General features: G+C 50.5%; 18 protein-coding genes. 11 read left to right on the forward strand and 7 right to left on the reverse strand.

Annotated features, from left to right (window positions below):
- The first annotated feature begins 131 nt into the window (after nt 1–131).
- A complete protein-coding gene (locus tag HMF8227_RS05575; protein WP_109339232.1) occupies nt 132–1,370 on the forward strand; it encodes a cystathionine gamma-synthase family protein in 1,239 nt (412 codons plus the stop codon).
- 52 nt (nt 1,371–1,422) lie between these two features.
- Here the strand turns inward: HMF8227_RS05575 and HMF8227_RS05580 are convergent, their stop codons facing one another.
- Nucleotides 1,423–3,891: a CHRD domain-containing protein gene (locus tag HMF8227_RS05580; RefSeq protein ID WP_109339233.1), complete on the reverse strand. Its 2,469-nt coding sequence runs from the start codon at nt 3,889–3,891 to the stop codon at nt 1,423–1,425.
- A gap of 176 nt (nt 3,892–4,067) precedes the next feature.
- On the opposite strand from HMF8227_RS05580, the gene HMF8227_RS05585 reads away from it, so the two are divergent.
- Complete coding sequence (locus HMF8227_RS05585; RefSeq protein WP_109339234.1) at nt 4,068–4,679, forward strand: FMN-dependent NADH-azoreductase; 612 nt, start codon at nt 4,068–4,070, stop codon at nt 4,677–4,679.
- A 462-nt stretch (nt 4,680–5,141) separates the two neighbouring features.
- The gene (locus HMF8227_RS05590; RefSeq protein ID WP_109339235.1) at nt 5,142–7,634 is read left to right on the forward strand and encodes a S9 family peptidase; all 2,493 of its coding nucleotides are present in this window, start codon (nt 5,142–5,144) and stop codon (nt 7,632–7,634) included.
- 71 nt (nt 7,635–7,705) lie between these two features.
- Here HMF8227_RS05590 and HMF8227_RS05595 read toward each other — a convergent pair whose 3' ends face one another.
- The 3 genes from HMF8227_RS05595 to rrtA all read right to left on the reverse strand — a co-directional run bounded on the left by HMF8227_RS05595 (nt 7,706) and on the right by rrtA (nt 11,805).
- Nucleotides 7,706–8,749: an oxidoreductase gene (locus tag HMF8227_RS05595; protein ID WP_109341023.1), complete on the reverse strand. Its 1,044-nt coding sequence runs from the start codon at nt 8,747–8,749 to the stop codon at nt 7,706–7,708.
- A gap of 46 nt (nt 8,750–8,795) precedes the next feature.
- Nucleotides 8,796–11,090 (reverse strand): carbohydrate binding family 9 domain-containing protein, encoded by a 2,295-nt coding sequence (locus tag HMF8227_RS05600; RefSeq protein ID WP_109339236.1) that lies wholly within the window; start codon nt 11,088–11,090, stop codon nt 8,796–8,798.
- Nucleotides 11,091–11,211: 121 nt separating this feature from the next.
- Nucleotides 11,212–11,805, reverse strand: coding sequence for a rhombosortase (rrtA, locus tag HMF8227_RS05605; protein ID WP_109339237.1), 594 nt, complete (start codon nt 11,803–11,805; stop codon nt 11,212–11,214).
- A gap of 125 nt (nt 11,806–11,930) precedes the next feature.
- Here rrtA and HMF8227_RS05610 point away from each other — a divergent pair, with 125 nt between their 5' ends.
- Complete coding sequence (locus HMF8227_RS05610) at nt 11,931–12,686, forward strand: enoyl-CoA hydratase (RefSeq protein WP_109339238.1); 756 nt, start codon at nt 11,931–11,933, stop codon at nt 12,684–12,686.
- Between the two features lie 60 nt (nt 12,687–12,746).
- Nucleotides 12,747–14,435 carry a gamma-glutamyltransferase gene (gene ggt / locus HMF8227_RS05615; RefSeq protein ID WP_109341024.1) on the forward strand — a complete coding sequence of 563 codons (1,689 nt, stop codon included), beginning with the start codon at nt 12,747–12,749 and terminating at the stop codon, nt 14,433–14,435.
- A 115-nt stretch (nt 14,436–14,550) separates the two neighbouring features.
- On the opposite strand, the gene HMF8227_RS05620 is transcribed toward ggt, so the two are convergent.
- The 3 genes from HMF8227_RS05620 to xthA all read right to left on the reverse strand — a co-directional run bounded on the left by HMF8227_RS05620 (nt 14,551) and on the right by xthA (nt 17,451).
- Nucleotides 14,551–15,885 (reverse strand): hypothetical protein, encoded by a 1,335-nt coding sequence (locus HMF8227_RS05620; RefSeq protein WP_109339239.1) that lies wholly within the window; start codon nt 15,883–15,885, stop codon nt 14,551–14,553.
- A 106-nt stretch (nt 15,886–15,991) separates the two neighbouring features.
- Complete coding sequence (locus HMF8227_RS05625) at nt 15,992–16,645, reverse strand: energy-coupling factor ABC transporter permease (RefSeq protein WP_109339240.1); 654 nt, start codon at nt 16,643–16,645, stop codon at nt 15,992–15,994.
- Nucleotides 16,645–17,451: an exodeoxyribonuclease III gene (xthA, locus tag HMF8227_RS05630; protein ID WP_109339241.1), complete on the reverse strand. Its 807-nt coding sequence runs from the start codon at nt 17,449–17,451 to the stop codon at nt 16,645–16,647. The genes HMF8227_RS05625 and xthA overlap by 1 nt, the downstream gene beginning before the upstream one ends.
- Nucleotides 17,452–17,693: 242 nt before the next feature.
- On the opposite strand from xthA, the gene HMF8227_RS05635 reads away from it, so the two are divergent.
- The 6 genes from HMF8227_RS05635 to fliD all read left to right on the forward strand — a co-directional run bounded on the left by HMF8227_RS05635 (nt 17,694) and on the right by fliD (nt 25,083).
- Nucleotides 17,694–18,689: a flagellin N-terminal helical domain-containing protein gene (locus HMF8227_RS05635; RefSeq protein WP_109339242.1), complete on the forward strand. Its 996-nt coding sequence runs from the start codon at nt 17,694–17,696 to the stop codon at nt 18,687–18,689.
- 916 nt (nt 18,690–19,605) lie between these two features.
- Nucleotides 19,606–20,598: a flagellin N-terminal helical domain-containing protein gene (locus HMF8227_RS05640; RefSeq protein ID WP_109339243.1), complete on the forward strand. Its 993-nt coding sequence runs from the start codon at nt 19,606–19,608 to the stop codon at nt 20,596–20,598.
- A 257-nt stretch (nt 20,599–20,855) separates the two neighbouring features.
- Complete coding sequence (locus HMF8227_RS05645) at nt 20,856–21,851, forward strand: flagellin N-terminal helical domain-containing protein (protein ID WP_109339242.1); 996 nt, start codon at nt 20,856–20,858, stop codon at nt 21,849–21,851.
- Between the two features lie 276 nt (nt 21,852–22,127).
- Nucleotides 22,128–23,120 carry a flagellin N-terminal helical domain-containing protein gene (locus HMF8227_RS05650; RefSeq protein ID WP_109339244.1) on the forward strand — a complete coding sequence of 331 codons (993 nt, stop codon included), beginning with the start codon at nt 22,128–22,130 and terminating at the stop codon, nt 23,118–23,120.
- Between the two features lie 75 nt (nt 23,121–23,195).
- Nucleotides 23,196–23,633, forward strand: a complete 438-nt coding sequence (locus tag HMF8227_RS05655; protein ID WP_109339245.1) for a flagellar protein FlaG — start codon at nt 23,196–23,198, stop codon at nt 23,631–23,633.
- A gap of 25 nt (nt 23,634–23,658) precedes the next feature.
- Nucleotides 23,659–25,083: a flagellar filament capping protein FliD gene (fliD, locus tag HMF8227_RS05660; protein ID WP_109339246.1), complete on the forward strand. Its 1,425-nt coding sequence runs from the start codon at nt 23,659–23,661 to the stop codon at nt 25,081–25,083.
- Nucleotides 25,084–25,113 lie beyond the last annotated feature (30 nt).

The following is a 25,113-nucleotide window of genomic DNA, read 5'->3' on the forward strand; positions in this document are numbered from 1 at the left end:
GTTATAGGCTAATAGCAAAAAATTGCATCTTAGACGGATTCTCTCTCGACAATGCCCTTATCATATTGGATTATCGGGGCAGATTCAGTGTTATCAGCGAATGATGTTCGCCGTAGTGTAAGGGGAGTATTTTGCAGTCTAAAGGGTTTACCACTCGTCTGGTTCACGCCGATCGTACCTTAAATCAGCCACAAGACGGGGCCGTGCATCAGCCCACCAGTAATTCGGTGTTGTTTGAATACCAGCGTGTTGAAGAGCTGGTCGATGTGTTTCAGGGGCGTAAAAATGCCCATGCCTATTCCCGTCAGTCATCTGGGTCCATTAATGCGCTTCAGAATATGCTGGCGCAAATGGAAGAGGGCGTTGGGGCGCTTACTTTTGCTACCGGTATGGCGGCCATTACTACGGCTATGCTGACCTTGTTAAAGCATGGCGATCATCTGATTCTGAGCCAGTTTTTGTTTGGCAATACCAATAGTTTTGCCAATACCCTGGAAGGCTTTGGTATTGACGTAACTTTGGTGGATGTGACCGACGTGACTGCGGTCAAAGAGGCTATCAAACCGAATACTCGCGCAGTGTATTTGGAAACGATTGCCAACCCCGTGACTCAGGTAGCGGACTTGCAGGCCATCGGCCAGTTGTGTGAAGAACACGGACTGGTTTATATGCTGGATAACACCATGACACCAGCCTTTTTATTCGATGCCAAAAAAGCCAGAGCTTCACTGGTACTGGGTTCGCTGACCAAATACATTGCCGGTCACGGTCATGTGTTGGGCGGTGCAGTTATTGACACCGGCTTGTATGACTGGACTCGTTTCCCCAACATTAACGAGGACTATAAGAGCCAGCCAGAAGAGATGTGGGGGCTGACTCAAATAAAGAAAAAAGGTCTTCGGGATATGGGGGGCTGCCTGACGCCAGACTCTGCGCACTTAATTTCCGTTGGCATGGAAACTCTGGCGCTGCGCATGGAAAAATGCTGCACCAGTGCTATGAAACTGGCGACATACCTGGATCAGCACGATAAAGTTGAAACGGTCTACTATCCGGGCCTGCCCAGTCATCCTCAGCACTTTATTGCCCGGGAATTGTTTAAATACTACGGCGGCATTTTAAGCATTGACCTCAAACCTGAGGTGGACTGCTTTGCCTTTATGAATGAGTTACAACTGGTACTCAATGCCACTCATCTGGGTGATACCCGAACGCTGGGGATTCCGGTAGCTCATACCATTTACTATGAAATGGGCGCGGAGCAGCGCGCGAAGATGGGCATCAGCGATAATATGATTCGCTTCAGTGTGGGCATTGAGGATACCGACGACATCATCGCCGACTTCGACCAGGCGTTAGATAAGGTATAAAAAAGAACGCCCCGATAGCGGGGCGTTGCTGTTTTTAAGCTGCGTTGCCGGGTTATTCAAAGCCCAGCGTAATTTGACCACGGATCTCACCAGACGGGAATGCGTCGGTATGGAAGTTAGTGTATAACCCTTCCGCTTGCATTAGTGCCATCTGTGCTTCGGTTAATGTGGCATCTAAGGTCCAGAGGCCCGCGTCGGGGTTAGTTAACCCAATTACCACACCACCATTTTCACCCACCGCGCCTTGGTGGATATGGGCCGCATTGGGACTGATGTCCATGACGTTAATGATGGCTTTGATGGTCATCGTTGATGTATTGAGGGTTATTGCACCTTCACCCATGGCATTGGTATCAACGGCGGGCACTTCCTGGTCGCCGGTCGCGGTCACGCCATAGACTTCAATATTGTCGGGGGTAATTTGACCGCGAAGTTCACCCGATGGATTTGCCGGCGTGTGAATATTGACATAATGCCCCCCTTCAACCAAACGAGCGGCGTTAGTGGCATCGATCATAGCTCCCGCTGGCGTCATCCAGACATTGGCGTCATCCATGCTTTGCTCTAGCGTGACATAGACTGGCCCGTTCTCACCGGCATAGCCTGTGTGAATGTGGGCCATAGTGGCATCTTCCACACCCATGGTGACGGCAACCAGATCCACTGCCAATGTCGTTGTGTCTAAGGTCGCGTATCCGTACCCCATGGCATCGGTGGTAACAGAAGGGACTTCCTGACTGCCACTCAGCGGAAAGGTCACTACGGCCATGGTCTCAGGTACGATCTGGCCGCGTACTTCGCCGCTGGGGTTGGCCTCGGTATGGACGTTGATATACCACTCACCGCTTTTCAGCGCTTCGATCATTGGGTCAAGCAGATTGGTGGCTGGCAGGGTGTAGGTATCATCCCCGGAAGCTTGTAACGGGAAGGCAACCGGGCCATTTCGGCCAATGTTCCCGTCGTGCACATGCACTCCCGTGACGTTGTCTACGGCGCTGGTATCCACAGTGACACTGAACAAGCGGTCGTCTTCATCCAGCAACACCGTTGCCGCTGCTGTTGCTGCTGTATCGACAGCCGGGACTTCCTGCATGCCATCAAGGCTCACTTCGAAGGTTTGAGTGGCGTCCAGGCTGACCGGGGCAGGTTTGGAGTCATCCAGAATGACCGCCTGCAGAGGTGTACCACCGCCATTCGCTTCCAACGCTACCGCGCTGAGTACGTCACCATTGTTCAGTTCAACCATTAACGGGCCAATGGCCTCGGTTTTGGTGTCGGCTGGGGTAATAGTGATGTAGTAGGTGCCTTCAGCCAGCTCAACATAGCCGGTGGTCGCCAGGTTCGTTGCGTCATAGGGCACGTCAGTGAAGGCAGGATCGTCGTCGCTGATATCATCATCGGCGGTGACGTAAATGTCCACATCACCGGCCGCTGGCGCGTTGTGGATTAGGCGTACCTTGGCGGCCGTCGCGATGCTTCTGTGATCATCCGTTAGCAACGCTAACTGGATGTCGGCAAGAGTATTGGTCGCAATAGCCGTATAAGCCATGCCCTGCATGGGAGCGACAGCGGCATCATCAATAGCCACCACGCTGTTATCTGCGTCGGCAACCACATCCACGAGCAACTCGTCGGCAGGCACTGCCAGGTAGTCGGTGGCGTTAGGATAGGCTAAGCCATCTAGCTGATAATGCATGGGCATAGTTGCATTATTTACCAGCACATCAACGGCTGGCGCATCAGGACTGCCATGCAGAACGCGCAGATTAGCACCGGTATTTGTGTCCCAAAGCCTGGTTGCGCCATTGGCGTCTACCGCCAGCAGGGTAACCGGTGAATCACCAGCGCCGGTGTTGTCAGTAGCGGCAACCATTAAGTCGGCGCCGTCGGCCAGATTGATAGTACCTGAGTCAAACACCACAGTATCGGCTCCGGCCGGGGTGATGCGCACCCGATAATCACCTCCCGCTACTTCTGTCTGGGCGGTATATTCTTTGAAAGATAAAGTAGCTAGTGCCTGTTCACTGGCTAACTCGGCATCGGGAGCAGTAACATAAATATCTACCATCGGAGCATTGGCTGCAGCATGCAGAATCTGCACCCGAGCGTTGCCACTGGTGACAGTGGTTTCGGCATTTTCCAACACGAGTGGCTCGATATCCCCCACCTGACCGACAGCTACAACATCGTAATTCATGTCGCCAGTGAGAGTCAGATCCACCGGGCCGATCACAGTAGCGCTGTCTCCACCAGGTAAATTGGCGTTCACTTCTACGGTATAAGTGTCAGATAAAACGGACTGCCAGCCTGTGGAAGCCTGGTAGTCAGCGCCCTCTGAAAGGGTGTCGCCATTAGCGATAACATTAACGGTCGGGGCGTCAGAAACCGCATGAGTGACCCTCAAATTACTGAACGCTGGCGGCTCAGGGGGCTCCGGTAGGGGGTCGGAGTCACTGTTTAAGCAACCGGTAAGAACAAATGGCAGTGTTAAGGCTGCCAGTATTGGTGTTATGGATTTCATGGTGTTGCTCCATTGGTTAATATCAAAGGAGCTTACGCTAGGTCAAAGTTAAGAGATCACAAATTATTTACAAATGGAATGTTCTATTTATTGGAATTATTTCGCCGTTTTTATGTGATTTATTTTCCAATCAATAAGACTAATATGACAAGTGTCCAATCTTGAGGAGTCTTGTTATGAAGAATTTATTGGTAATTAAAACCAGCCTGAACGGCGATGCAGGCAATTCCAACAAACTGGTGAACGCCTTTGTGGAGAAGCTGCAACAGCAGCGGGATGTTAGTGTAACTCAGCGTAATTTGGCCGAAGACAGTCTGCCACATCTGAGTCAGGCTGAGATGGCAAGCTGGATGACACCTGTCGATGAACGTGATGCTGGGCAGCAAGAACTGGCGGCAATTTCCGATACCCTGGTGAATGAACTGCAGCAGCACGATACTTTGGTGATTGGCATGCCGATGTACAATTTCGGCGCACCTTCGGTGTTCAAAGCCTGGGTGGACCGGGTAGCGCGGGCCGGTATTACCTTCCGTTATACCGAAAACGGCCCTGTGGGACTGGTGGAAAACAAAAAAGTGATCGTATTGGCTGCTCGCGGAGGCCAGTATCAAGGCACAGACAAGGATACTCAGACTCAGTATCTGAAAAATTTCTTTGCCTTTATCGGCATTTCTGATGTGGAGTTTGTGTACGCGGAAGGGTTGGCTATGGGCGAGGATAGCTTTGAAAAAAGTTTTTCTGCCGCTAATGAAAAAATTTCTGAACTTCTTGGACAAACCGTTGCCTGACCTTATGCAGTAAGTAAAGGTGCAAGCCTTTATGAATGTGTGTTCCTAGTTGAGTGTGCTCTTAGGCCCTATCACCCCGATAGGGCCTTTTTTTATGTCCAGGGATGGACGGTATCCCTCGAATGCAGGAGCAATTCGAGGGATATGTTAGGGCAAGGGGGCAAGCTTTTGCTCAAAGCATGGACTTGAACGGTTCTAGGTCGGCGTATGCCACGGGCGCATGGATGCGCAGGAGTGGCGATGTCCAGGGATGGACGGGCAAATAATCGCTCCTGGGTTTTCTGCATTTCCGCCGTCTATGTCGGTTCTGTGCGCAATACGCACAGAAGGGAGTTCCTCACTCAACCGTCCTATCCATAAAGTTATCTCAACCTATTTGCTCCTTATGCACGCTTTGCGTTTTAATAGCGAGCAGTCAGAACGGCTTTATCGCTGTTTGTGCCTCCTTAAAGGAATCCAATGATGCAGAACAAATCCAAGATTTTAACGGCGCTGGTCTTGTCCGGCGCACTGGCGGCCTGTAGCACCACCAGTCAGACTCCAGAAATGGACGCTTCGACGAATGCTGCAACAACTGCGGCCCCTGCGGTTCAGGCTGAATCTATGAGTCCAGCAACTGATGGCACCATTACCCTTGAGCAGGTGATGGCGCACCCTGATTGGCTGGGCCGTCAGCCGCAAAAGCCATTCTGGAGCCTGGACAGCGAACAGGTGCGCTATTGGCGTAAACGTGACGGCCAGCCTATTGAGGATCTCTGGCAAAGTGACGCGGCCAATGCGGGCAATGGCGATAAGCTGAGTTTGTCTGAGTACCATCTTGCCGATAACGCCGATCGTGTCTTTAACAGTGAACGCAGTCAGGTGTTGTGGGTTTTTGAGAATAATCTGTTTATTAAGAACCTGGATAGCGGCGAAGTGCGCCAGTTGACTCGTACTGACAAACCGATTCAGTCACCCCAGTTCCTGCTTGATGGACGCATTGCCTACCAAAGCGGCAACGGCTTCTATGCCATTCATCCTCAGTCCGGTTTTACCGAGCTGTTGGTAAGCTGGCAGTTTAGTGAGCCGCCTAAGGCTAATAAGGAGCTTAACGATTATCTGGCCAGGGAACAGGTCAAGCTTATCGACTATGTGGCCAAGGAGCGTGCCGATCGTCACGCCAAGTTTGAGCACAAACAGGCCCTGCAGCAGCAAAACCCGGCCACCGGCCCACAGCCCTTTTACCTAAAAGAAGGCTTTAAGACCGTGGATGCGAGCCTGTCGCCTGATGGCAAACGGGTGATCCTGGCGATTCAGGAAGACAAGCCCAGCCGTAGCGACGGCGACATCATGCCGAATTACATCAATGAAGACGGCCGTATTTATGCTGAGTCAGCACGGCGCATGGTGGCCGATGCGGAGTCGGTCAATCAAGAATTGTTGCTGCTGGAGTTAGAGGCACATCAACAGCACGCGTTAAGCTACCAGACACTGCCTGGTTATAATGAAGATGTGCTGGCCGAGGTGAAAAAAGAAAACGCCGAGGCCAAAGGCGAAACCTATGAGCCCAATCGGCTGCCAAGGGATATCGGCCTGATGACCGATTGGTATTGGCATCAGAGCGCGATTGAATGGCATAACAGCGGCGAGCAAGTGGCGGTAATGCTGCAAGCCTGGGATAACAAAGACCGCTGGATCGCCACCGTGGATCTGAAAGACAGAGTGCTGGTATCGCAACACCGCCTGCACGACGATGCCTGGATTAATTACAAATTTAATAGCTTTGGTTGGTTGAATAACAGCCAGCGGCTGTATTTCCTGTCGGAGCAATCCGGCTATGCGCATCTTTACCTGCAAACGCCGGGTACCAAGGAGCAGGCGCTGACCTATGGTGATTATGTGGTGGATGATCTGACGTTGACTCACGACGATCAGTACATCTACTTCCGCGCCAATAAGAAGCATCCGGGCATCTATGAGATCTACCGGGTGAACCTGGAAAATGGCGCCATTGAGCCTATTACCGATATGGGTGGCATGAACGAGTATGTGTTGAGCCCAGACGAGCAGAGGCTGATCATTACCCATAGTAAAATCACTATGCCGCCGGAACTCTATGTGCAAAGAGCCGATGTAGCGCAAAGACCGATGAAGCTGACCAGCACCGTCAGCGAGGCGTTTCAGTCACTGCCTTGGACCGCGCCCAAAATTATGCCTGTGCCGTCCAGTCATACCGACAAGCCGATCTACTCCAAGGTGTATTTACCGGAAGATTATCAGGCCGGGGAAAAACGCAAGGCGGTCATCTTTAACCACGGTGCCGGCTATCTGCAAAATTCCCATATGGGCTGGTCCGGTTACTTCCGTGAGTTTATGTTCCATTCTATGTTAGTGCAGCAAGGCTATGTGGTCATGGACATGGATTACCGAGCGTCTCAAGGCTATGGCCGCGATTGGCGTACCGCTATCTATCGGCAGATGGGCACTCCTGAGACTCAGGATCTGAGTGATGGGGTTAACTGGCTGGTGAATAATGCCAATGTGGGCCGGGACAATGTCTGTACCTATGGCGGCTCTTACGGCGGCTTTATGACCTTTATGGCCCTGTTCACCGAGCCGGATCTGTTCCAGTGCGGCGCTGCACTTCGACCAGTCACGGACTGGGCCTATTACAATACCCCTTATACGTCTAATATCTTAAACACGCCGCAGGTGGATCCCATTGCCTATAAGCGCAGCTCGCCCATTTACCATGCTGAAGGTCTGGAAAAGCCATTGTTAATCAATGCGCCCATGATTGATGACAATGTATTTTTTGTGGATGTGGTGCGTCTGGTGCAGCGTTTGATTGAGCTTGAGAAGCAAGACTTTGAGACTGCCATCTACCCGGTGGAGCCTCATGGCTTCCGTCAGCCCAGCTCCTGGCTGGACGAGTATCGCCGGATCTATAAGCTGTTTGAGGAAAACCTCGAATAATCGAGTTTATATTTTGTGTGTTAGAGGGCTGTCAGTGATGACAGCCCTTTTTGCTTTCTTGAGGGAAATTTCTAAGAGGTCAGAGTTAACCGTTGGCCTGCCTGGTGGCTACGTTGGGCCAGCTCAATCAGTCGAATGGAGTCCAGCGCGTTGTCAGCGCTAACCGTTAGCGGCGCATGGTAACGAATGGCGTTAGCCACTTCTTGATAAAAGTACTGATAGCCGCCGGTCTGGGTGGCGATGACCTGCTCCCCCGACTCTTGATACAAGGTGCCGTAATGATTTTCATCCTCTGCTGCCCATTCTGAACGGTCAGGCGTCTTTCCAGCGCGCAGCCGCTCTTCCTGTGGATCCATGCCGTACTTCAAATAAGTGCCCCGATCACCTTGAAGTTTAAAGCGTAATTTGGGGCCAGCGGAGAAGGCATCGGCGTGCAATAGCACTTCTTTATCCGCGTAATGGAGCTGTAGATGAAAGTAGTCACAGGTTTCGGCGCTATCGCGACTGTTTTTTAAGGTGGCGCTGATTGCCTGCGGCCAGCCAAACAGAGCCAGCGCCTGGTCAATAAGGTGTGGGCCTAAATCATACAGGATGCCGCTTCCCGGCCCCGCTTGCTCGCGCCAGCGTTGGCGGGGCTGGGGCCGGAAGCGGTCGAAGTGGGACTCGAAGCCTTTGATTTGGCCCAGCACATCTTCTGAGATGAGTTGCTGAAGGGTCAGAAAATCCCCGTCCCAGCGGCGGTTATGGAAAGGGGCCAGTATCTTGCCGCTTTGTCGGGCCAGGAGAATTAACTCTTCGCCCTCAGCGACAGTCAGCACCAAAGGCTTTTCCAGAATTACGTGCTTGCCCATCATCAGAGCCTGCTTAGCGAGCGGATAGTGAAACTGATTAGGAGCGGTGATGACTACTAATTCCGAATCCGATTGCTGGATTAAGGATTGTGCGTCACGAAACAGTTTAACGTCCGGAACTATGGAGCTGGCCTCGTTTTGCTGTGAGGTACTCACTGCAGTCAGACTAAATCCGGCCTGGCATTGAATAAATGGCAGATGAAAAACTCTGGCCGAGAGCCCGAAGCCGATTAACGCGGTGGAGATGGGTTGTGATTGTGACATAAAAAAGCCCCGCAATTGGTTGCGGGGCATTGTAGCAATGGGAGGCTTACAGCATCCAGGCGTAACTGAATTTCATAAATACCGACTGCTCGTCACGGGTATAGCCTGCCACAACATCATCGGTAAACCCGTGATCGGCGTAGCCCACAAAGAAGGACGTCAGAGGGTTGACCTTATAAGAGTAGAGCAGTTGAGTGCCCAGGTCGGTACTTTGCTCGGTGACGTCGTCCAGATAATTGGCCTGATTACGCTCGATGTCCGAGTAGATCAGCGACAGGCGCAGGTACTGCTTGGCATCGAACTGGTAGATGAAACGGGTGTCGGTCAGGTTGGCAGTAAAAAGAGGCGCATCTGCGGCGTCCATGGAACGATATGTATGGCGAAGCTTTAGCTTGAAATGGGCACCAAGATTCCAGTCGGCCACGGCCTGAAAGCGGAAATGATCGCCTAAGCGGTCATTGGCAAAGTCGATTTGTTCGCCATGTTGAATGTCTAAATTCATGTACCAGTTGGCATTGGGGCGCATTTCAGCAAACAGATAGTAGAGATACTCGTCATACAGTCGGGTGTTACCGTCAATGGCAAGGCGGGAGGTATCCCGGCGTTGACCCACGCGCTGCCGCTCAACATAACCAAGCTGCACATAAGACTGCTTGACGGCGTCCAGGGTAATATTGGCCTCGTTCTCTCGTTCGATCAGCTCGCCGTTGGTATTGTGGGTGATATCCCAGTCACCGCGTAGGCGGAAGCGGCTCCACCATGAGCTTTCGTTGTACCAAGCGTAGCCACCACCGGCAACCGTTTTAACAAAGTCGCTGCGCGACTCAAAGCCTAAATCGGCGCGAAAATCTTTGCCTTGGTAAGAATGGCTGACATAGGCAAACCAGTCGCGCTCATCATGGTTCAAATCCACACGATAGGCTTTATCGTCGATATCGGTTTGTTGTAGGCGCAGGGCTGTCTCAGTGAACTCTTGCGAAGACTGGCACTGCTCATCATCGCAGAACTCCTGATAAAGTCCATTAGGGTAACGAGTGCTGGAATGTACGTACTGCACTCTGACCGTATCCTGTTCGTTGACGCGGTACTTGGCATCGCCACCGTACACCGTATTTCGATAGTCATCCGCCTGACGGTGGGTACTTACCCAGCCCAGAGAAAGGTTGTCTGAAGCGTCGTAGCGGTAGCGCAGCGCAGCATTCTGCGACTCCCGCTCTAGTTCGGCAATGGAGGAGCCAATATTGCCCGGCACAATAAAGGTGGTATTAATGTCATTGGCGCCAAACACGCCCAGTGTGTGGTCACCGGCGCGACCGGTCAGTTTGGCGCCATAATCGGGCGCGCCGACGTTTCGGGTATAGATCAGGTTATAGTTACTGGCAAAATAATCGGCATTTTCTAGAAAAAATGGGCGCTGCTCAGGGAAAAACAAGGTAAAGGTGTTGTTGATGCTAAGCTGGGCGACATCCGCTTCCACCTGAGAGAAATCCGGATTTAAAGTGGCCTGCAGCGACATTTCTGGGGTCACCCCCCATTTTATATCCAGTCCCGGCTCCAGCTTGCTGTCGTAGTCCCAGTTCAGGGTTTCTGCCGGGTCACGGCTGCGACTGCGACTGGTCACCAGAGTGGGAACCAGGGTCAGATCGGTGCCTTGCTCGGCTTCGGCAAAGCCCTGCAGTGGACTTAACTGACACAGGGTGCAGGCATTACTGCGATCCTTAGGTAAGTTGGACAAGCGTAAGCGTTCATCACGCGGGTAGAAGCGCACAAACTCGGCCTGCCAGGTTTGGGTGCGATCCGACTCTTTAAAATTTAATATCCGCAGCGGGATGGCCATTTCGACCTGATAGCCATCTTCGGTGATCTGGCCGGCCGATTGCCAGATGGCATCCCAGCTGTCGCTTTCCTGACCGGTCATTTCATTTTCGATGGCATCCCCTTGTACGCCAAAAGGATTCACAAAAAACTGATAGGCAAGGCGGCTGTCGTTAAAGGTATCCAGCTTGACGCCCACAGCGTCATCACTCCAGATGTTATCACGGTCACTGTAAAAGGCTCTGATATCATTGGGGTTTGGATCTTTGGCATCAAACGCCAGGTAGAGCGTGTCACCACTTTCAAAAATGCGCAGTGTGGTGTTCACAGGGGATGGGGCATTTTCGTCTGGCCAGGTAACGTAACTGAGCTCACGCACACCGGCTTGTTGCCATATCGACTCATCGATTTTCCCATCAATCGTCACATCGGCGGGTAGGTTGGGGATTTGAAAAGGCGCCATGGCGGCATCGTCGGCGAAGGCGGTACTGGCTAATAGTGATACAGCGATAAGTCTCGTTCGCATGAAATAGAGGTCCAAAAATTGTTAGTCAGATTGCCTTGGTCGCCAGTATGGGGAGATAGGTTTACAAAGCAATAAGGTTGAGATCAAGCAACCGGATTCTTCGTTAAATGCTGACCGGCATTTATTGGGGGCTACGTAACATCTTTTGTGAGCACCATTCTGCTAACACGATCATAAAGCCCGCCAAAGCTCCAAAAAGATGCGCATCGGTCGCGACAGCGGCGTTTATCCAGCGACTAATATCGGCGCTGGCGCCAAACCACTGTTCGTAAGCCAGCTTTGCGATGAGACCAGCGAGCAGCAGCCAGCCTGATTTAAGACCATAGCGGATGTCCTGCACCGCGCCCCAGGCAAAGAGCCCGTGCAAGGCTCCGGACAGACCTACGTACCACAGCATATTTTCGACAAACCAGAAAAGCCCCAAAGTGCAGCCTAATGCGCATAGCATAAACCGCAGCAGAAGCCCGCCGGTGCGATAATAATCGCCATGCAGTGCCCAAAGCAGAGCCACTCCCGCTAGGTTGAGTAGCAAATGGTTAATATTAGTGTGCAGTAGGTTGGCACTAAGCAATCGCCACCACTCATGGCTTCGAACTAACACTCGATCGTAGATCAGTTGTTGATAAAGGGTATCCGGTGCAGCAAACAGCAACAGACAAAGCAGAGCCAAGAATAAGGGGCCAGCGTATTGATGAGGTTTTAGAGGCAATGACATAGGGCGACGATTTTTTGCAGGTATAGTAGCCATTTTTGTTAGTAACGACCAGCCCAGTCCATGTTTATAGCGAAATTGCTAAGCGCCTGATAAAGTGGGCGTCTTTACGTGCGACGGAGTCGAGCATGATAAGCATCGATCACAAACAGGCTGTGTTAGTGCTGACCCTAAAACGGTCAGAGAAGAAAAATGCCATTACTCTGCCTATGTATGCGGCGATGGCGGATGCATTGGAAAAAGCCAAAGAAGATGAGAGCTTGCGGGCGGTGTTAATCCGTGGGGAAGGCGCCGACTTTACCGCGGGTAATGATATCTCAGTTTTCGCCGAGGCCGGCAATGAGCACTTAGGCGATACGGTGCGCTTCATGCACGCGTTAAAAAACTGTCCGCTGCCGGTGGTGGCTCAGGTACAGGGCCGGGCGATAGGTATTGGCACCACCTTGCTGCTGCACTGTGACCTGGTCTATTGCGCCGACAATGCCCAGTTCTCTTTGCCTTTTGTTGATCTGGCGTTGGTGCCGGAGTATGCCTCCAGCTACCTGTTGCCTAAGTTGGTGGGCCATCGTAAGGCCGCCGAATGGCTAATGCTGGCTGAACCCTTTGGGGCCGAAGAGGCGCGGGAGTTTGGTCTGGTGAATGCGGTTATCAGCGAAACTGAATTGGAAGCCAGTGCCTGGCAGGCGGCTTTAAAACTGGCAGCGAAGCCAAAGTATGCGCTGGCGTTGACCAAGAAGCTGATGAAGTATGAGCAACAGGCGGTCACCGCGCATATGAACGAGGAGCTGGACTTTTTTCTGGAACAGGTTCAAAGCCCAGCCGCAAAGGAAGCTTTTCAAGCGTTCCTGGAAAAGCGGACCCCGGATCCGAAGATTTATCAATAGGAGAGATGTAGTTTGCGTAAATTAAGTTGTTATTTGCTGGCCCTATTGACCGCTTCAGGGATGGCCAGCGAGCCACCCAGAGAGGATCGTGAGCCCGAGGCGGCCACCGGCTATATAGAAAAGCAGGCAGTGGTTAAATCGAAATATATGGTCAGTGCCGCCAATCCTCATGCCTCACTGGCGGGTAAGCACATTCTTGAAAAGGGCGGTACGGCTCTGGACGCGGCTATTGCGGTTCAGGCCATGCTGACGTTGGTTGAGCCTCAGTCCTCTGGTATCGGGGGCGGCGCCTTTATCCTTTATTGGGATAACGAAAAGAAAAAACTCTACACCTATGATGGACGTGAGAAGGCCCCGGCAGCGGCCTCCGCAGATATGTTTTTAGAAGACGGCAGACCAATGGCCTGGCGAGATGCCATTGTCGGTGGTAAGGCAGTGGGTGTGCCAGGGGTGCTGCGGGCGCTGGAGCTGGCGCACAGCAAACATGGTAAGTTGCCCTGGCAGGATTTGTTTTACGAGGCGGCGGTTAAGGCCGAGCAGGGCTTTAAAGTGTCCCCCCGCCTCGCCAAGCTGGTGGCGTTGGAGATCCACCCTGGAGTGAAGCAGTTTCCGGAGACCAAGAACTATTTCTATCCCGATGGTAAGCCGGTTCGGCCGGGGCACCTCCTCAAAAACCCTGCGCTGGCAAGTACCCTGAACAAGATTGCTCAGGGAGGCGCGGATGCTTTCTATCATGGTGAAATTGCGAACAAAATTGCCGAAAAGGTGCAAAAAGCGTCTATCCATCCCGGAGTTTTAACCGCCGAGGATATCGCCGCTTATGAAGCTACTGAACGCAACGCGGTGTGCGGTCAATATAAGGTGTATGATATTTGCGGTATGGCCCCGCCCTCGTCTGGAGGGATCGCCGTGCTGCAAATATTAAAGATGCTGGAGCCTTATGAGTTGGCTCAATATAAGCCCAACTCTCCTGAGGCCCTGCATCTTCTGACCCAAGCGTCGCGTTTAGCCTTTGCCGACAGAGAACGCTATGTGGCGGACAGCGATCACACCGGTATGCCCTATGTGGGGCTTATCAGCAGTTCTTATCTTAAAGGGCGTTCCCGACTGATGGATAAACGAAAAGATATGGGTACTGCACGCCACGGTAAGCCTTATATGGGTAATAGCTTTGCGGCCGACAACGCTTATGATCTACCCAACACCAGTCACGTTTCGATTGTGGATGCGCAAGGTAATGCTGTGTCGATGACCACCACGATTGAGATGGCTTTTGGCTCTTCGCTGATGGTGGAAGGCTTTTTGCTGAACAACGAAATGACAGACTTTTCCTTTGTGCCTCAATATGGTGATCAATTCGTGGCCAACCGCATTGAGCCGGGCAAGCGTCCACGCAGCTCCATGGCACCCAGCATGGTATTTAGAGAAGATGGGGAACTTTATATGGTTGTGGGGTCGCCCGGTGGCAGCCGAATCATTAATTATGTGGCCCAGACAATGGTGGGGGTGCTGGACTGGGATCTCAATATTCAGGAGGCCATCAATCTACCTAAGATCACTAACCGTAATGACTATACGGCCCTTGAAAAGGGGACGCCGGTTGAACAGCACAAGGATTGGTTTGAACAGCGAGGACACAAGGTTAAGGTGATTGACTTAAACAGCGGTCTGCACGGCATAGTGCTTAAGGATGGCAAGCTGATCGGTGGTGCTGACCCCAGACGTGAAGGGGTGGCTGTGGGCCTGTAGTAATTGCAAGCTATTGGGGAGTCATCTCTACTCCTTTGCGGCAGGGAAGCCGCAGAGGAGTAGAGATGAAGCTACGGCGAGTCAGCGGATGAAGCTCCCCAATATCATCTTAGGGTTACCTGTTCAGATATTGCTCTAGCGAATGGGTCATCAGCTTTTGCAGTTTCTGACCTGCATTGCTGACCAACGCCTCATCATTACCTTCCACCGACGATTGAGCTGCTAGCGTGAAGGCTTTACCTCCCTGATATTCTGGCAAGCAGACTTGCGCCAGTATCACTACTTCTGAGCGGCCACGGGTGCCGCTTGGCCCCCAACCGATTTTCTGGAAAATTCGCCACTGCCCGTCGGTGGATTTATCCAACGTGGCCTTGGGGTCCTGAGTATCGGCATCAATGCCCTTGGCTAAGGCATGAGTCAGCATTCGTGAGATTCCCTGAAGCATCCCACCATACTGGTGCTGCTCATCAGAGTGACCGGTGCCATAAAACAGTGTTTGCACGTCTTCGGCCGTCAGATTGGGGTGGCGGGTAGCTTTATCCTGTTGGTGAGACGCAAGGCGCTTAAGCCATTCAGCCTGAGCCAGAGTGGTCATGGGTTTGTTGCCGGTCAGGCCGCAATCATCACACCGGTAATCACGATATCCAGGATCGTCGCTGTTACTTTCCAGTGTTGGCATGGGCGCTGTTTTGCCCGTTTCGGGGTCGAGCCAGAGATCTTCGCCCGGATTGAATACTTCCCGGTAATAGGCACCGCGCAAGCTGACGTTATCGTTACTGAGCTTTAGCCAGTTATCGTGAAACAGTGAGGTCAGGTAATCGCGCCCGGCAGCATTGACCAGGTAGGTGGCAATAGAGTTGGAGTTACCGTTAGCCTGGCCAAAAGGAGCATAGCTATTGATGCTGGTGATAAGATCCGGCACTGGTACAACGCCGCCGGCCAGACTGCGTGCCCCTACGCCGTGCTCTCTGGCCTTGCTGACAGCACCTGTAATAGCCATGATCTTGGAGGTGCTCCAGGGCTCATAGAGATCATCCTGAGTATTGGCGTTGGCCAGATAGCGATACGCCAGGCTTTGATCGCGCTGTTGAAAGTCGATAACCAGAATTCTCCCTGCTTCCTCACTGCTATCAAAGTAGTCCCAGTCTGCGGCGATACGCTGCTCCCAACCTGGCTGGCTGTAGTCCACCTGTTCACTGGATTTGTAATCACCGCTTTGAGATGAAGAAAGCGGGCACTGGATATAGGGCTCACTTAAATTTGCCGGTAGCAGTGGCTGAGAGGTGATCTGCTGTTTATAAAAAGGATCTTGTTCGAGTTTCTGATGCACGCGCTGTTGAGCGTTCTTGGCTTTATCGTTGCTGCTTTGTTCGGTCGCTGTGGGAGTGACGTCACCACAGGCGGTTAATATCAAGAGCGCGAGACTGGAAAGGGCCAGGGGTCTGGTCATTGTAGTTTCCTTTTAATCGGGGGTATTACAGACATAGTATCCCTGGAGAATATTATATTCCACTGTTTGTGGAACGACGACAGACTTCGCGAGGGCCAGTACTCGTTTATTTATGGAACAGATAAAACTTATCGTAAAAAGTGTAGGCCCAAGAGGGCTTATAAATGATCATCAGCGTCATCGTCATGCCGTTGAGCATGGCTTCGGGGAATAACAGTAAAGGAATAAGAATCAGGTAGTTATCCTGGATCACCGGCCAGCTGTGAATGCCCTCTAAAAGGTAGTAGCCACCCAGTAGGGTCATTTTTAACGCGATCATCAGTGCACCGGGGACAAAGGCGCACAGGAATATATAAATAAACACATTACGCGGTAATTTGTGAAATACCACGTTGTAGATGATATAGCTCAGGCTGATGGGAATGATTACCCCTAAGGTGGCGTTGATACCCAGCATGGGCCAGCTTTCATAACCTATCAAAGTAACCCCGAGAAGCGCTAATATCCCACTTATAATAGCTCGGCGGTAGCCTAGGGCTAATGTCAGTGCAGTTAGCCACAAAAAGTGCACATTCAGGCCGTCGTAGATGCCGGTACGAAATAGCCAAAGGAAAAACACACAGGCGGCTGAGCCGAATACCAGGTGTTGTGAGCGCCTATCGCCCAGTAATTCACTGGGCGACTGGTGGCGCAGGCCGAGCAACACAAAAACAATTAAGGCGGCCCAAGCAGCGATCTGAAGTGGTGTTAATCCCCACATTAAGAATAATCAGCCCAGATCGGCGCGTGGTCAGATGGCTTTTCAATGCCCCTTAGCTCGTAATCAATGCCGGCGTCGGCGAGTTTGTCGTGCAGAGGCGTGGTCGCCAGGATCAGGTCGATGCGCAGCCCGCGGTTGTCGTTAAAGCCCTTTGAGCGATAGTCAAACCAGCTGAACTGATCGTCGACGTCTGGGTTCAGGCTGCGGAAGCTGTCTTTCAGCCCCCAGCTTAACAGGTTGTTCAGCCACTCTCGCTCTTCCGGAAGAAAGCTGCATTTGCCGGTCCGTAGCCAGCGTTTACGATTCTGCTCACCGATACCAATGTCCCGATCCTGATGAGAAATATTCAAATCGCCCATCACGATCAACTGCTCGTCGTTACGGTGATACTCGCGCAGATAGTTATTCAAGTCGGCGTAGAAACGACGCTTAGCGGGAAATTTGGTTTCATGTTCCTGATTTTCACCCTGAGGGAAGTAACCGTTCAGCACGCGGACCGGTTGTCCATTTTCGTCTTTATAAGTGGCCATAATCATCCGTCGTTGTGCTTCTTCACTATCACCGGGAAAGCCACAACGAACATCACTCGCTTCTTGCTTGCTGAGCAAGGCCACACCGTAGTGGCCTTTCTGACCATGATAATGCACCTGATACCCCATGGCCTGTACATCGGCAAGGGGGAATTGGTCGTCATGCACCTTGGTTTCCTGTAAGCCGATCACGTCCGGTTGATGTTTGTCTATCAGCGCCTGGAGCTGGTGTAGTCGAGCGCGGATGCCATTGATGTTAAAGGAAATAAACTTCATAGGTTGAGGTTTTCCGAGTGCGTTAATGGCGGCAATGGTAGCAAATCTCTTTGAGCAAGATAACCCCGAACCCCTTGCCCTGATAGGCTTCAGCCGGGTGATAAAAAAACTTCTTAAGTAATTTTTTTGTCTGCCGTTAAAGGAATTGTCCGGGGGTGAGAGACCGGACAGAAGAAGAAGAGAGATAAGGTTGGGGGTGAGAGCCCAACCGTCTTTTCCAAGAGAGATTGAGGAGAATAGTCATGCCATTATTTGTAAACACTAATGTTAGCTCATTAAATGCCCAGCGCCAACTGATGAGTTCGGGCAACGGTCTGGACCAGGCGTTTGAGCGTTTGTCATCGGGCTTCAGAATTAACAGTGCGTCGGATGACGCGGCGGGTCTTCAGATTACCGACCGTCTGCAATCGCAGATTATGGGTCTGAACCAGGGCAACCGAAATGCCAACGACGGCATCTCTTTGGCGCAGACAGCCGAAGGTGCCATGAACGAAATGACCAGCATGTTCCAGCGTGTTCGTACATTGGCCTCCCAGGCAGCGAACGGCTCGAACACGGATGAAGACCGGATTGCGATCCAGGAAGAGATTCGGGCATTGATGGATGAAGTCAATCGAATCGCGTCGGATACGACCTTTGGTGGTCAGAACCTGTTGGACGGCAGTTACTCAGCGAGTTTCCAGGTTGGTGCAGATGCGGTGCAAACCATTGGCTTTAGCATGAAAGAAGTGGGAAATACCGCCAATGGTGCGAACAGTTTAACGGCCAATGGAGGTTTTACCCTGTCAGGTATAGCGGGTATAGCCAGTGCGGTGTCGGGCAATGCGCTAACGGATGTCATTGGTGCGAATGGCGTGTCGGCCTTTTCGGCACTGGATACGACGCTGGCGTTAGCGGATTTGGCGTTCAGTGCAGCGAATCTTGCCGCGACCACGATATCGGTATCCTCCCAGGTCAATGCGCAGTTAACCCTGGCGAGTATGGACTCATTGATTGCAGTGGTGGATAAGAAGCGTGCTGAGTTGGGTGCGGTTCAGAACCGTTTCCAGTCCACGATTAATAACCAGGCCAATATTTCAGAGAACCTGAGTGAAGCGAAGTCGCGAATCAAAGATGCGGACTTTGCGGAAGAAACCGCGAAGCTGACTAAGAATCAGATACTGCAACAGGCTTCACAGACCATTTTAGCGCAAGCCAATCAGCGCCCTCAGGCAGCACTGAGTCTGCTTCAAGGGTAAGCTTTTCAATCCCAGTAACGCTACTGGGAAAGGTATTGCCCCCTTACCATAGGAAGGGGTAGAGATAAGGGGGCAAAAGTGGAAAGTAAGACCGCGGAGGCTACTTACTAACCGAGGCAGGAACGACATTTTTCCGTCACTTCCCGCCATAAAAAAGATAAAAGCAAGTACTATACCAATAATAACTGGTCGCTTAGATATTCTCTCAACTCTCTGAAGCCAAAGGCGGCAGGAATCTGCCGTCTTTATTTCTTTGTACCTCAGAGCCCCTGTAACGCCCGCTATATCCCCATTATCGAAGCGGTAAATTTTTTCCTAAATTGTCTCCGGTTGCCGCCGATATAATCTACAAGTCTAATAAGGTTTTTCTTTCGCAGCATTATTGCAAAGGCTGAAGAGAGTGTTAGAGGGCAGATGGAGTTTTTTATGATACACCTTTTGCGAAGTACATAGCTTATCGGCTGTGTTGGTCCGTATACCAATTTGTAGCGTAGCAGGTGTCCAGTAGTGGCAAGTGGTTGCTGTATTGGCTTCTGTTTTCTTATGCTTATCTATGTTTTTTTTATTTTTTTTGTTAAGGCTTTCATTAGTCGATGTTTTTATTTGTAACCTATTGGTTTTAAGTTTTATATTCTGTTGATAAATTTAGCTTTTATAGGGTTTTCTGGTGTAAGAGTGATAAGTTATCTGTGAGTTATTGCATTCCAGTAGTTCATGTTGCGCCAGTCTTTTCTTTTCTTTTTATTTCCTCCCTGTTTCATGTAATTGGTTGTTATATATGTGGTTTATTTCCCTTTTCTTTGGGGTGGCAAAAAAAATCCTAAAGGAAGCAAGTTGCCGCCCGATAACCTAGGTAAGTCGAACTACAACCTGTATGACGGCTTATCGAATTAACACATAGATTGAGGGTGTAACTATGGCCTTATATGTAAATACAAATGTCAGCTCGTTGAATGCTCAGCGTCAGCTGATGACTTCAGGCAATAATCTGGACCAGGCGTTTGAACGCTTGTCATCAGGCTTCCGTATTAACAGCGCAGCTGATGATGCGGCTGGTCTTCAAATTTCAGATCGTCTGGAGTCTCAGATTCAAGGTCTGAACCAAGGCAACCGGAATGCTAATGATGGTATTTCCTTGGCTCAAACCGCCGAAGGTGCGATGAACGAAGTCACTAACATGTTTCAGCGTGTGCGTACTCTGGCTTCTCAAGCTGCCAACGGTTCAAACACCGATGAAGATCGCTTAGCGATCCAGGAAGAAATTCGTTCATTGATGACAGAGGTGAACCGTATAGCATCAGATACCACTTTTGGTGGTCAGAATCTGCTGGATGGTAGCTATGAAGCGAGCTTCCAGGTTGGTGCAGACGCGGTCCAAACCATCGGCTTCAGCATGAAAGAAGTGGGAAATACCGCGAATGGTGCAAACAGCCTGACGGCTAACGGCGGCTTTACCCTGTCGGGTATTGGCGGTATTGCCAGTGCCGTTACCGGTAACGCTTTGACGGACGTTGTTGGTGCCAATGGTGTTTCAGCCTTCTCGGCATTAGACACCACGTTGGCCTTGGCTGATATTGCCTTTAGTGCCGCTAGCCTTGCTGCGACTACAATTTCTGTTTCCTCACAGGTTAATGCTCAGTTAACACTTGCGAGTATGGATTCATTGATTGCGGTGGTGGATAAGAAGCGTGCTGAGTTGGGTGCGGTTCAGAACCGTTTCCAGTCTACGATTAATAACCAGGCCAACATTTCTGAGAACTTGTCGGCAGCGAAATCTCGTATCAAAGATGCAGACTTTGCCGCTGAAACAGCGAAGCTGACGCAGAATCAGATTCTGCAGCAGGCTTCTCAGACTATTTTGGCTCAGGCCAACCAGCGTCCTCAAGCTGCATTGAGTCTGTTGGGATAATCTCTCAAATCTCTCAATCTCTCTCTAAAAAGCCCGCTTTTAAAGCGGGCTTTTTTTATTTTACTCAATGAGGAAGCTTATGGTGGGCTCAAGCTAATGGTTAATTGATAAATGTACGAAAAAACTTCTTAAGTAATTTTTTTGTCTGCCGTTAAAGGAATTGTCCGGGGGTGAGAGACCGGACAGAAGAAGAAGAGAGATAAGGTTGGGGGTGAGAGCCCAACCGTCTTTTCCAAGAGAGATTGAGGAGAATAGTCATGCCATTATTTGTAAACACTAATGTTAGCTCATTAAATGCCCAGCGCCAACTGATGAGTTCGGGCAACGGTCTGGACCAGGCGTTTGAGCGTTTGTCATCGGGCTTCAGAATTAACAGTGCGTCGGATGACGCGGCGGGTCTTCAGATTACCGACCGTCTGCAATCGCAGATTATGGGTCTGAACCAGGGCAACCGAAATGCCAACGACGGCATCTCTTTGGCGCAGACAGCCGAAGGTGCCATGAACGAAATGACCAGCATGTTCCAGCGTGTTCGTACATTGGCCTCCCAGGCAGCGAACGGCTCGAACACGGATGAAGACCGGATTGCGATCCAGGAAGAGATTCGGGCATTGATGGATGAAGTCAATCGAATCGCGTCGGATACGACCTTTGGTGGTCAGAACCTGTTGGACGGCAGTTACTCAGCGAGTTTCCAGGTTGGTGCAGATGCGGTGCAAACCATTGGCTTTAGCATGAAAGAAGTGGGAAATACCGCCAATGGTGCGAACAGTTTAACGGCCAATGGAGGTTTTACCCTGTCAGGTATAGCGGGTATAGCCAGTGCGGTGTCGGGCAATGCGCTAACGGATGTCATTGGTGCGAATGGCGTGTCGGCCTTTTCGGCACTGGATACGACGCTGGCGTTAGCGGATTTGGCGTTCAGTGCAGCGAATCTTGCCGCGACCACGATATCGGTATCCTCCCAGGTCAATGCGCAGTTAACCCTGGCGAGTATGGACTCATTGATTGCAGTGGTGGATAAGAAGCGTGCTGAGTTGGGTGCGGTTCAGAACCGTTTCCAGTCCACGATTAATAACCAGGCCAATATTTCAGAGAACCTGAGTGAAGCGAAGTCGCGAATCAAAGATGCGGACTTTGCGGAAGAAACCGCGAAGCTGACTAAGAATCAGATACTGCAACAGGCTTCACAGACCATTTTAGCGCAAGCCAATCAGCGCCCTCAGGCAGCACTGAGTCTGCTTCAAGGGTAAGCTTTTCAATCCCAGTAACGCTACTGGTTGAATTATTAAACTCCTGCAGGGTCGCCCTGTGGGAGTTTTTTGTATGAGAGTGGGAAGTAAAAGTTGTTATAAAACAGGGTCTTGACTATTTTTTTTAAGATTTTTAAAAAAAACATTAAAGCCTGAAGATATGGGGTCGATAAACAGTTTAGACGACTTGTATCTAAAGTCGCTCTGTAGAGTTGGAGGCGTAATGCTTAGGGGTAGGCTAGCGTCTCAAATACAAACAAAAGCGGAGGCTATATTATGCCATTGTATGTAAACACCAATGTCAGCTCGTTGAATGCTCAGCGTCAGTTGATGAAATCTGGTAATTCGCTTGATCAGGCATTTGAGCGCCTGTCATCAGGTTTTCGTATTAACAGTGCATCAGACGATGCGGCTGGTCTTCAAATTTCAAACCGTTTAGAAGGCCAAGTAAATGGACTAAACCAAGGTAACCGTAACGCGAATGACGGTATTTCTTTGGCTCAGACAGCTGAAGGGGCAATGGAAGAGATTACAAACTCTTTCCAGCGTGTGCGTACCCTGGCCTCTCAGGCGGCCAATGGTTCAAATACTGATGAAGACCGCTTAGCGATACAGGAAGAAATTCGCTCACTCATGGAAGAAGTTAACCGTATTGCTCAAGATACGACGTTCGGTGGTCAAAATCTGCTGGATGGTAGCTACGAAGCGAGCTTCCAGGTTGGTGCAGACGCGGTCCAAACCATCGGCTTTAGCATGAAAGATGTCGGTAATACAGCCAATGGTGCAAACAGCCTGACGGCCAACGGCGGCTTTACCTTGTCGGGTATTGCGGATATAGCCAGTGCCGTTACCGGTAACGCTTTGACAGACGTGGTCGGTGCCAATGGTGTCTCAGCTTTCTCGGCGTTAGACACCACGATGGCCTTGGCTGATATTGCCTTTAGTGCAGCCAGTCTCGCCGCAACCACCATTTCTGTGTCTACTCAGGTTAATGCTCAGTTAACACTTGCGAGTATGGATTCATTGATTGCGGTGGTGGATAAGAAGCGTGCTGAGTTGGGTGCGGTTCAGAACCGTTTCCAGTCTACGATTAATAACCAGGCCAACATTTCTGAGAACTTGTCGGCAGCGAAATCTCGTATCAAAGATGCAGACTTTGCCGCTGAAACAGCGAAGCTGACGCAGAATCAGATTCTGCAGCAGGCTTCTCAAAGTATCTTGGCTCAGGCAAATCAGCGCCCTCAGTTGGCACTGAGTCTACTTGGCTAAAACAGGTAGTGCCTCTAATATTGAGAGAGGTACCGGCTTCGGTACCTCCTCTTAAGCCAAGTGGTAGGAGGATATATGTCAGTCAGCAATATTCCGGATTTTGTCAGCTATTCACCTAAGATTGGAGAGGGAGCGTATTCAGGTGATGGAGCAGAAAAGCGAACAGTACTTGAGGTGTCCCAAGGTACGCAAGAGACGGCCAGTAAATCTCAGCGCCGCGATAGCGAACCCGTGCCTTCAGAGCAGTCAGCGTCGTCGTCCTCAGATGATAAAGAGTCTGTTATTGAACAATTAACTTCGTTGAATGAGCAATTCCCGCTCAAATCCACCAGTCTCGTATTTGAATTCGATGACGCCAACGACCCGCCCGTGGTCAAGGTTGTTGATAAAGATAGCGGTGAGGTGATAAGAGAAATACCGCCAAAAGAATTGAGAGAAATTGCTCAAGCTCTGAGTGAGATCGCCGATAATCTAAATAGAGGTTCTGGTATACTGTTCGATGAAAAGTCGTAAGCAGTAGGCCAATTACGGAGGTACTATGCCGACAATTACCAATGCAGGAGTTGGTTCCGGGCTTGACCTAGAGTCGATCATTTCTGCCACACTACAGGCGAAGAATCAGCCTAAACTGCAAAAGTTTGCCCAGCGCGAGTCTGAGCTAAACGTGCAGTTGACAGGCATTGGTGCCATTAAGTCGGTCATGTCCAAGTTGCAAGAAACGGTTGAGGACTTGCTTAGTGCGGACAAATTCAATCAACGAGTTGCTACTACCAGGCAACCAGATAATGCAGATACTTTAGGTGACTTGGTTGATGTTAAAGCAGCAGAAACCGCGACACCCGGCAACTTTGACATTGGTGTTGTACAGATTGCCCAAGGCAGTCGCGCGGTAACTGACACATCGAATCCGGCCAATACTTTCTCATCTGCTGACGAAGTTATTACTACTTCTGCCAGTACTTTATCGTTTGCCGCAGGAGGCAAGTCATTCGATGTTGCCATCGATGCCAACGCCACTTTGGAAGACATAAGACAAGCGATAAATAACTCCGATACCAATTTCGGTGTGTCTGCCAATATTGTAAATACTGGTTCTGAAAGCTTGTTGGTGATCGAGTCTAACGAAACCGGTGCGGGTAATGATTTAACTATCACTAACGACAATGCTGAGCTTGACAGACTTTCTACGGTTGCAAACGGCGGGGGTGCAGGGGGCCTAGCAATTGCCGCCGAAGATCAAGCTCAGGATGCCATTATCGAAGTAGATGGTATCCAGATTACAAATGCCACCAATACCTTTACAGATGCGGTCCAGGACTTAACGATTACCGCTAAACGGGAAAGTGTATCTGGTGAAGTGGCCAAAGCGACAGTTGATTACGATAAAGAGGGTGTAACCAAGAAAGTGAACGACTTTGTTAAGGCGTTCAACAACACCATAGATATGCTCAACCAGCAATCATCTTCTGTAAATTCACCGCTTTTTGGTGATGCAACTATTCGCTCAATCAAAGACCAATTGATTGGCGCATTGTCAACAGAGGTGTCTGGTGCCGGTGATTTTAAAACAATGTTTGATGCAGGTCTCGAGCTGAATGAAAGCATGAAGCTGGATACATCCAATGTCATTACTAGCTTAAGCGAAGCTTTAGACAATAACTTTGCGGATGTTGGTAAATTGTTTACTAATCCTGGTGGTATATCAGAGACCTTTAATAATATTTTGTCTACTTATGTTGAGACAGGTGGGGTTCTCAAAGACAGACAAGATTACCTGAATGAAGAACTGGATGATCTCACTGACGATAGACTCGACCATCGGTATCAAATGCAGCAGTTAGAATCCAGCCTTAGAGACAAGTACGCCTCTTTGGATACGTTGATTGCGAGTATGCGCAGTTCCGGTGACTATCTTATGGGACAACTGGCCTCTCTTCCGGGCTTTACATCCAATAAGAATTAGTTAATAGAACAGAGTATTAAGAGGTATGGT

The sequence above is a fragment of the Saliniradius amylolyticus genome, assembly GCF_003143555.1.
Taxonomy (GTDB): Bacteria; Pseudomonadota; Gammaproteobacteria; order Enterobacterales; family Alteromonadaceae; genus Saliniradius; species Saliniradius amylolyticus.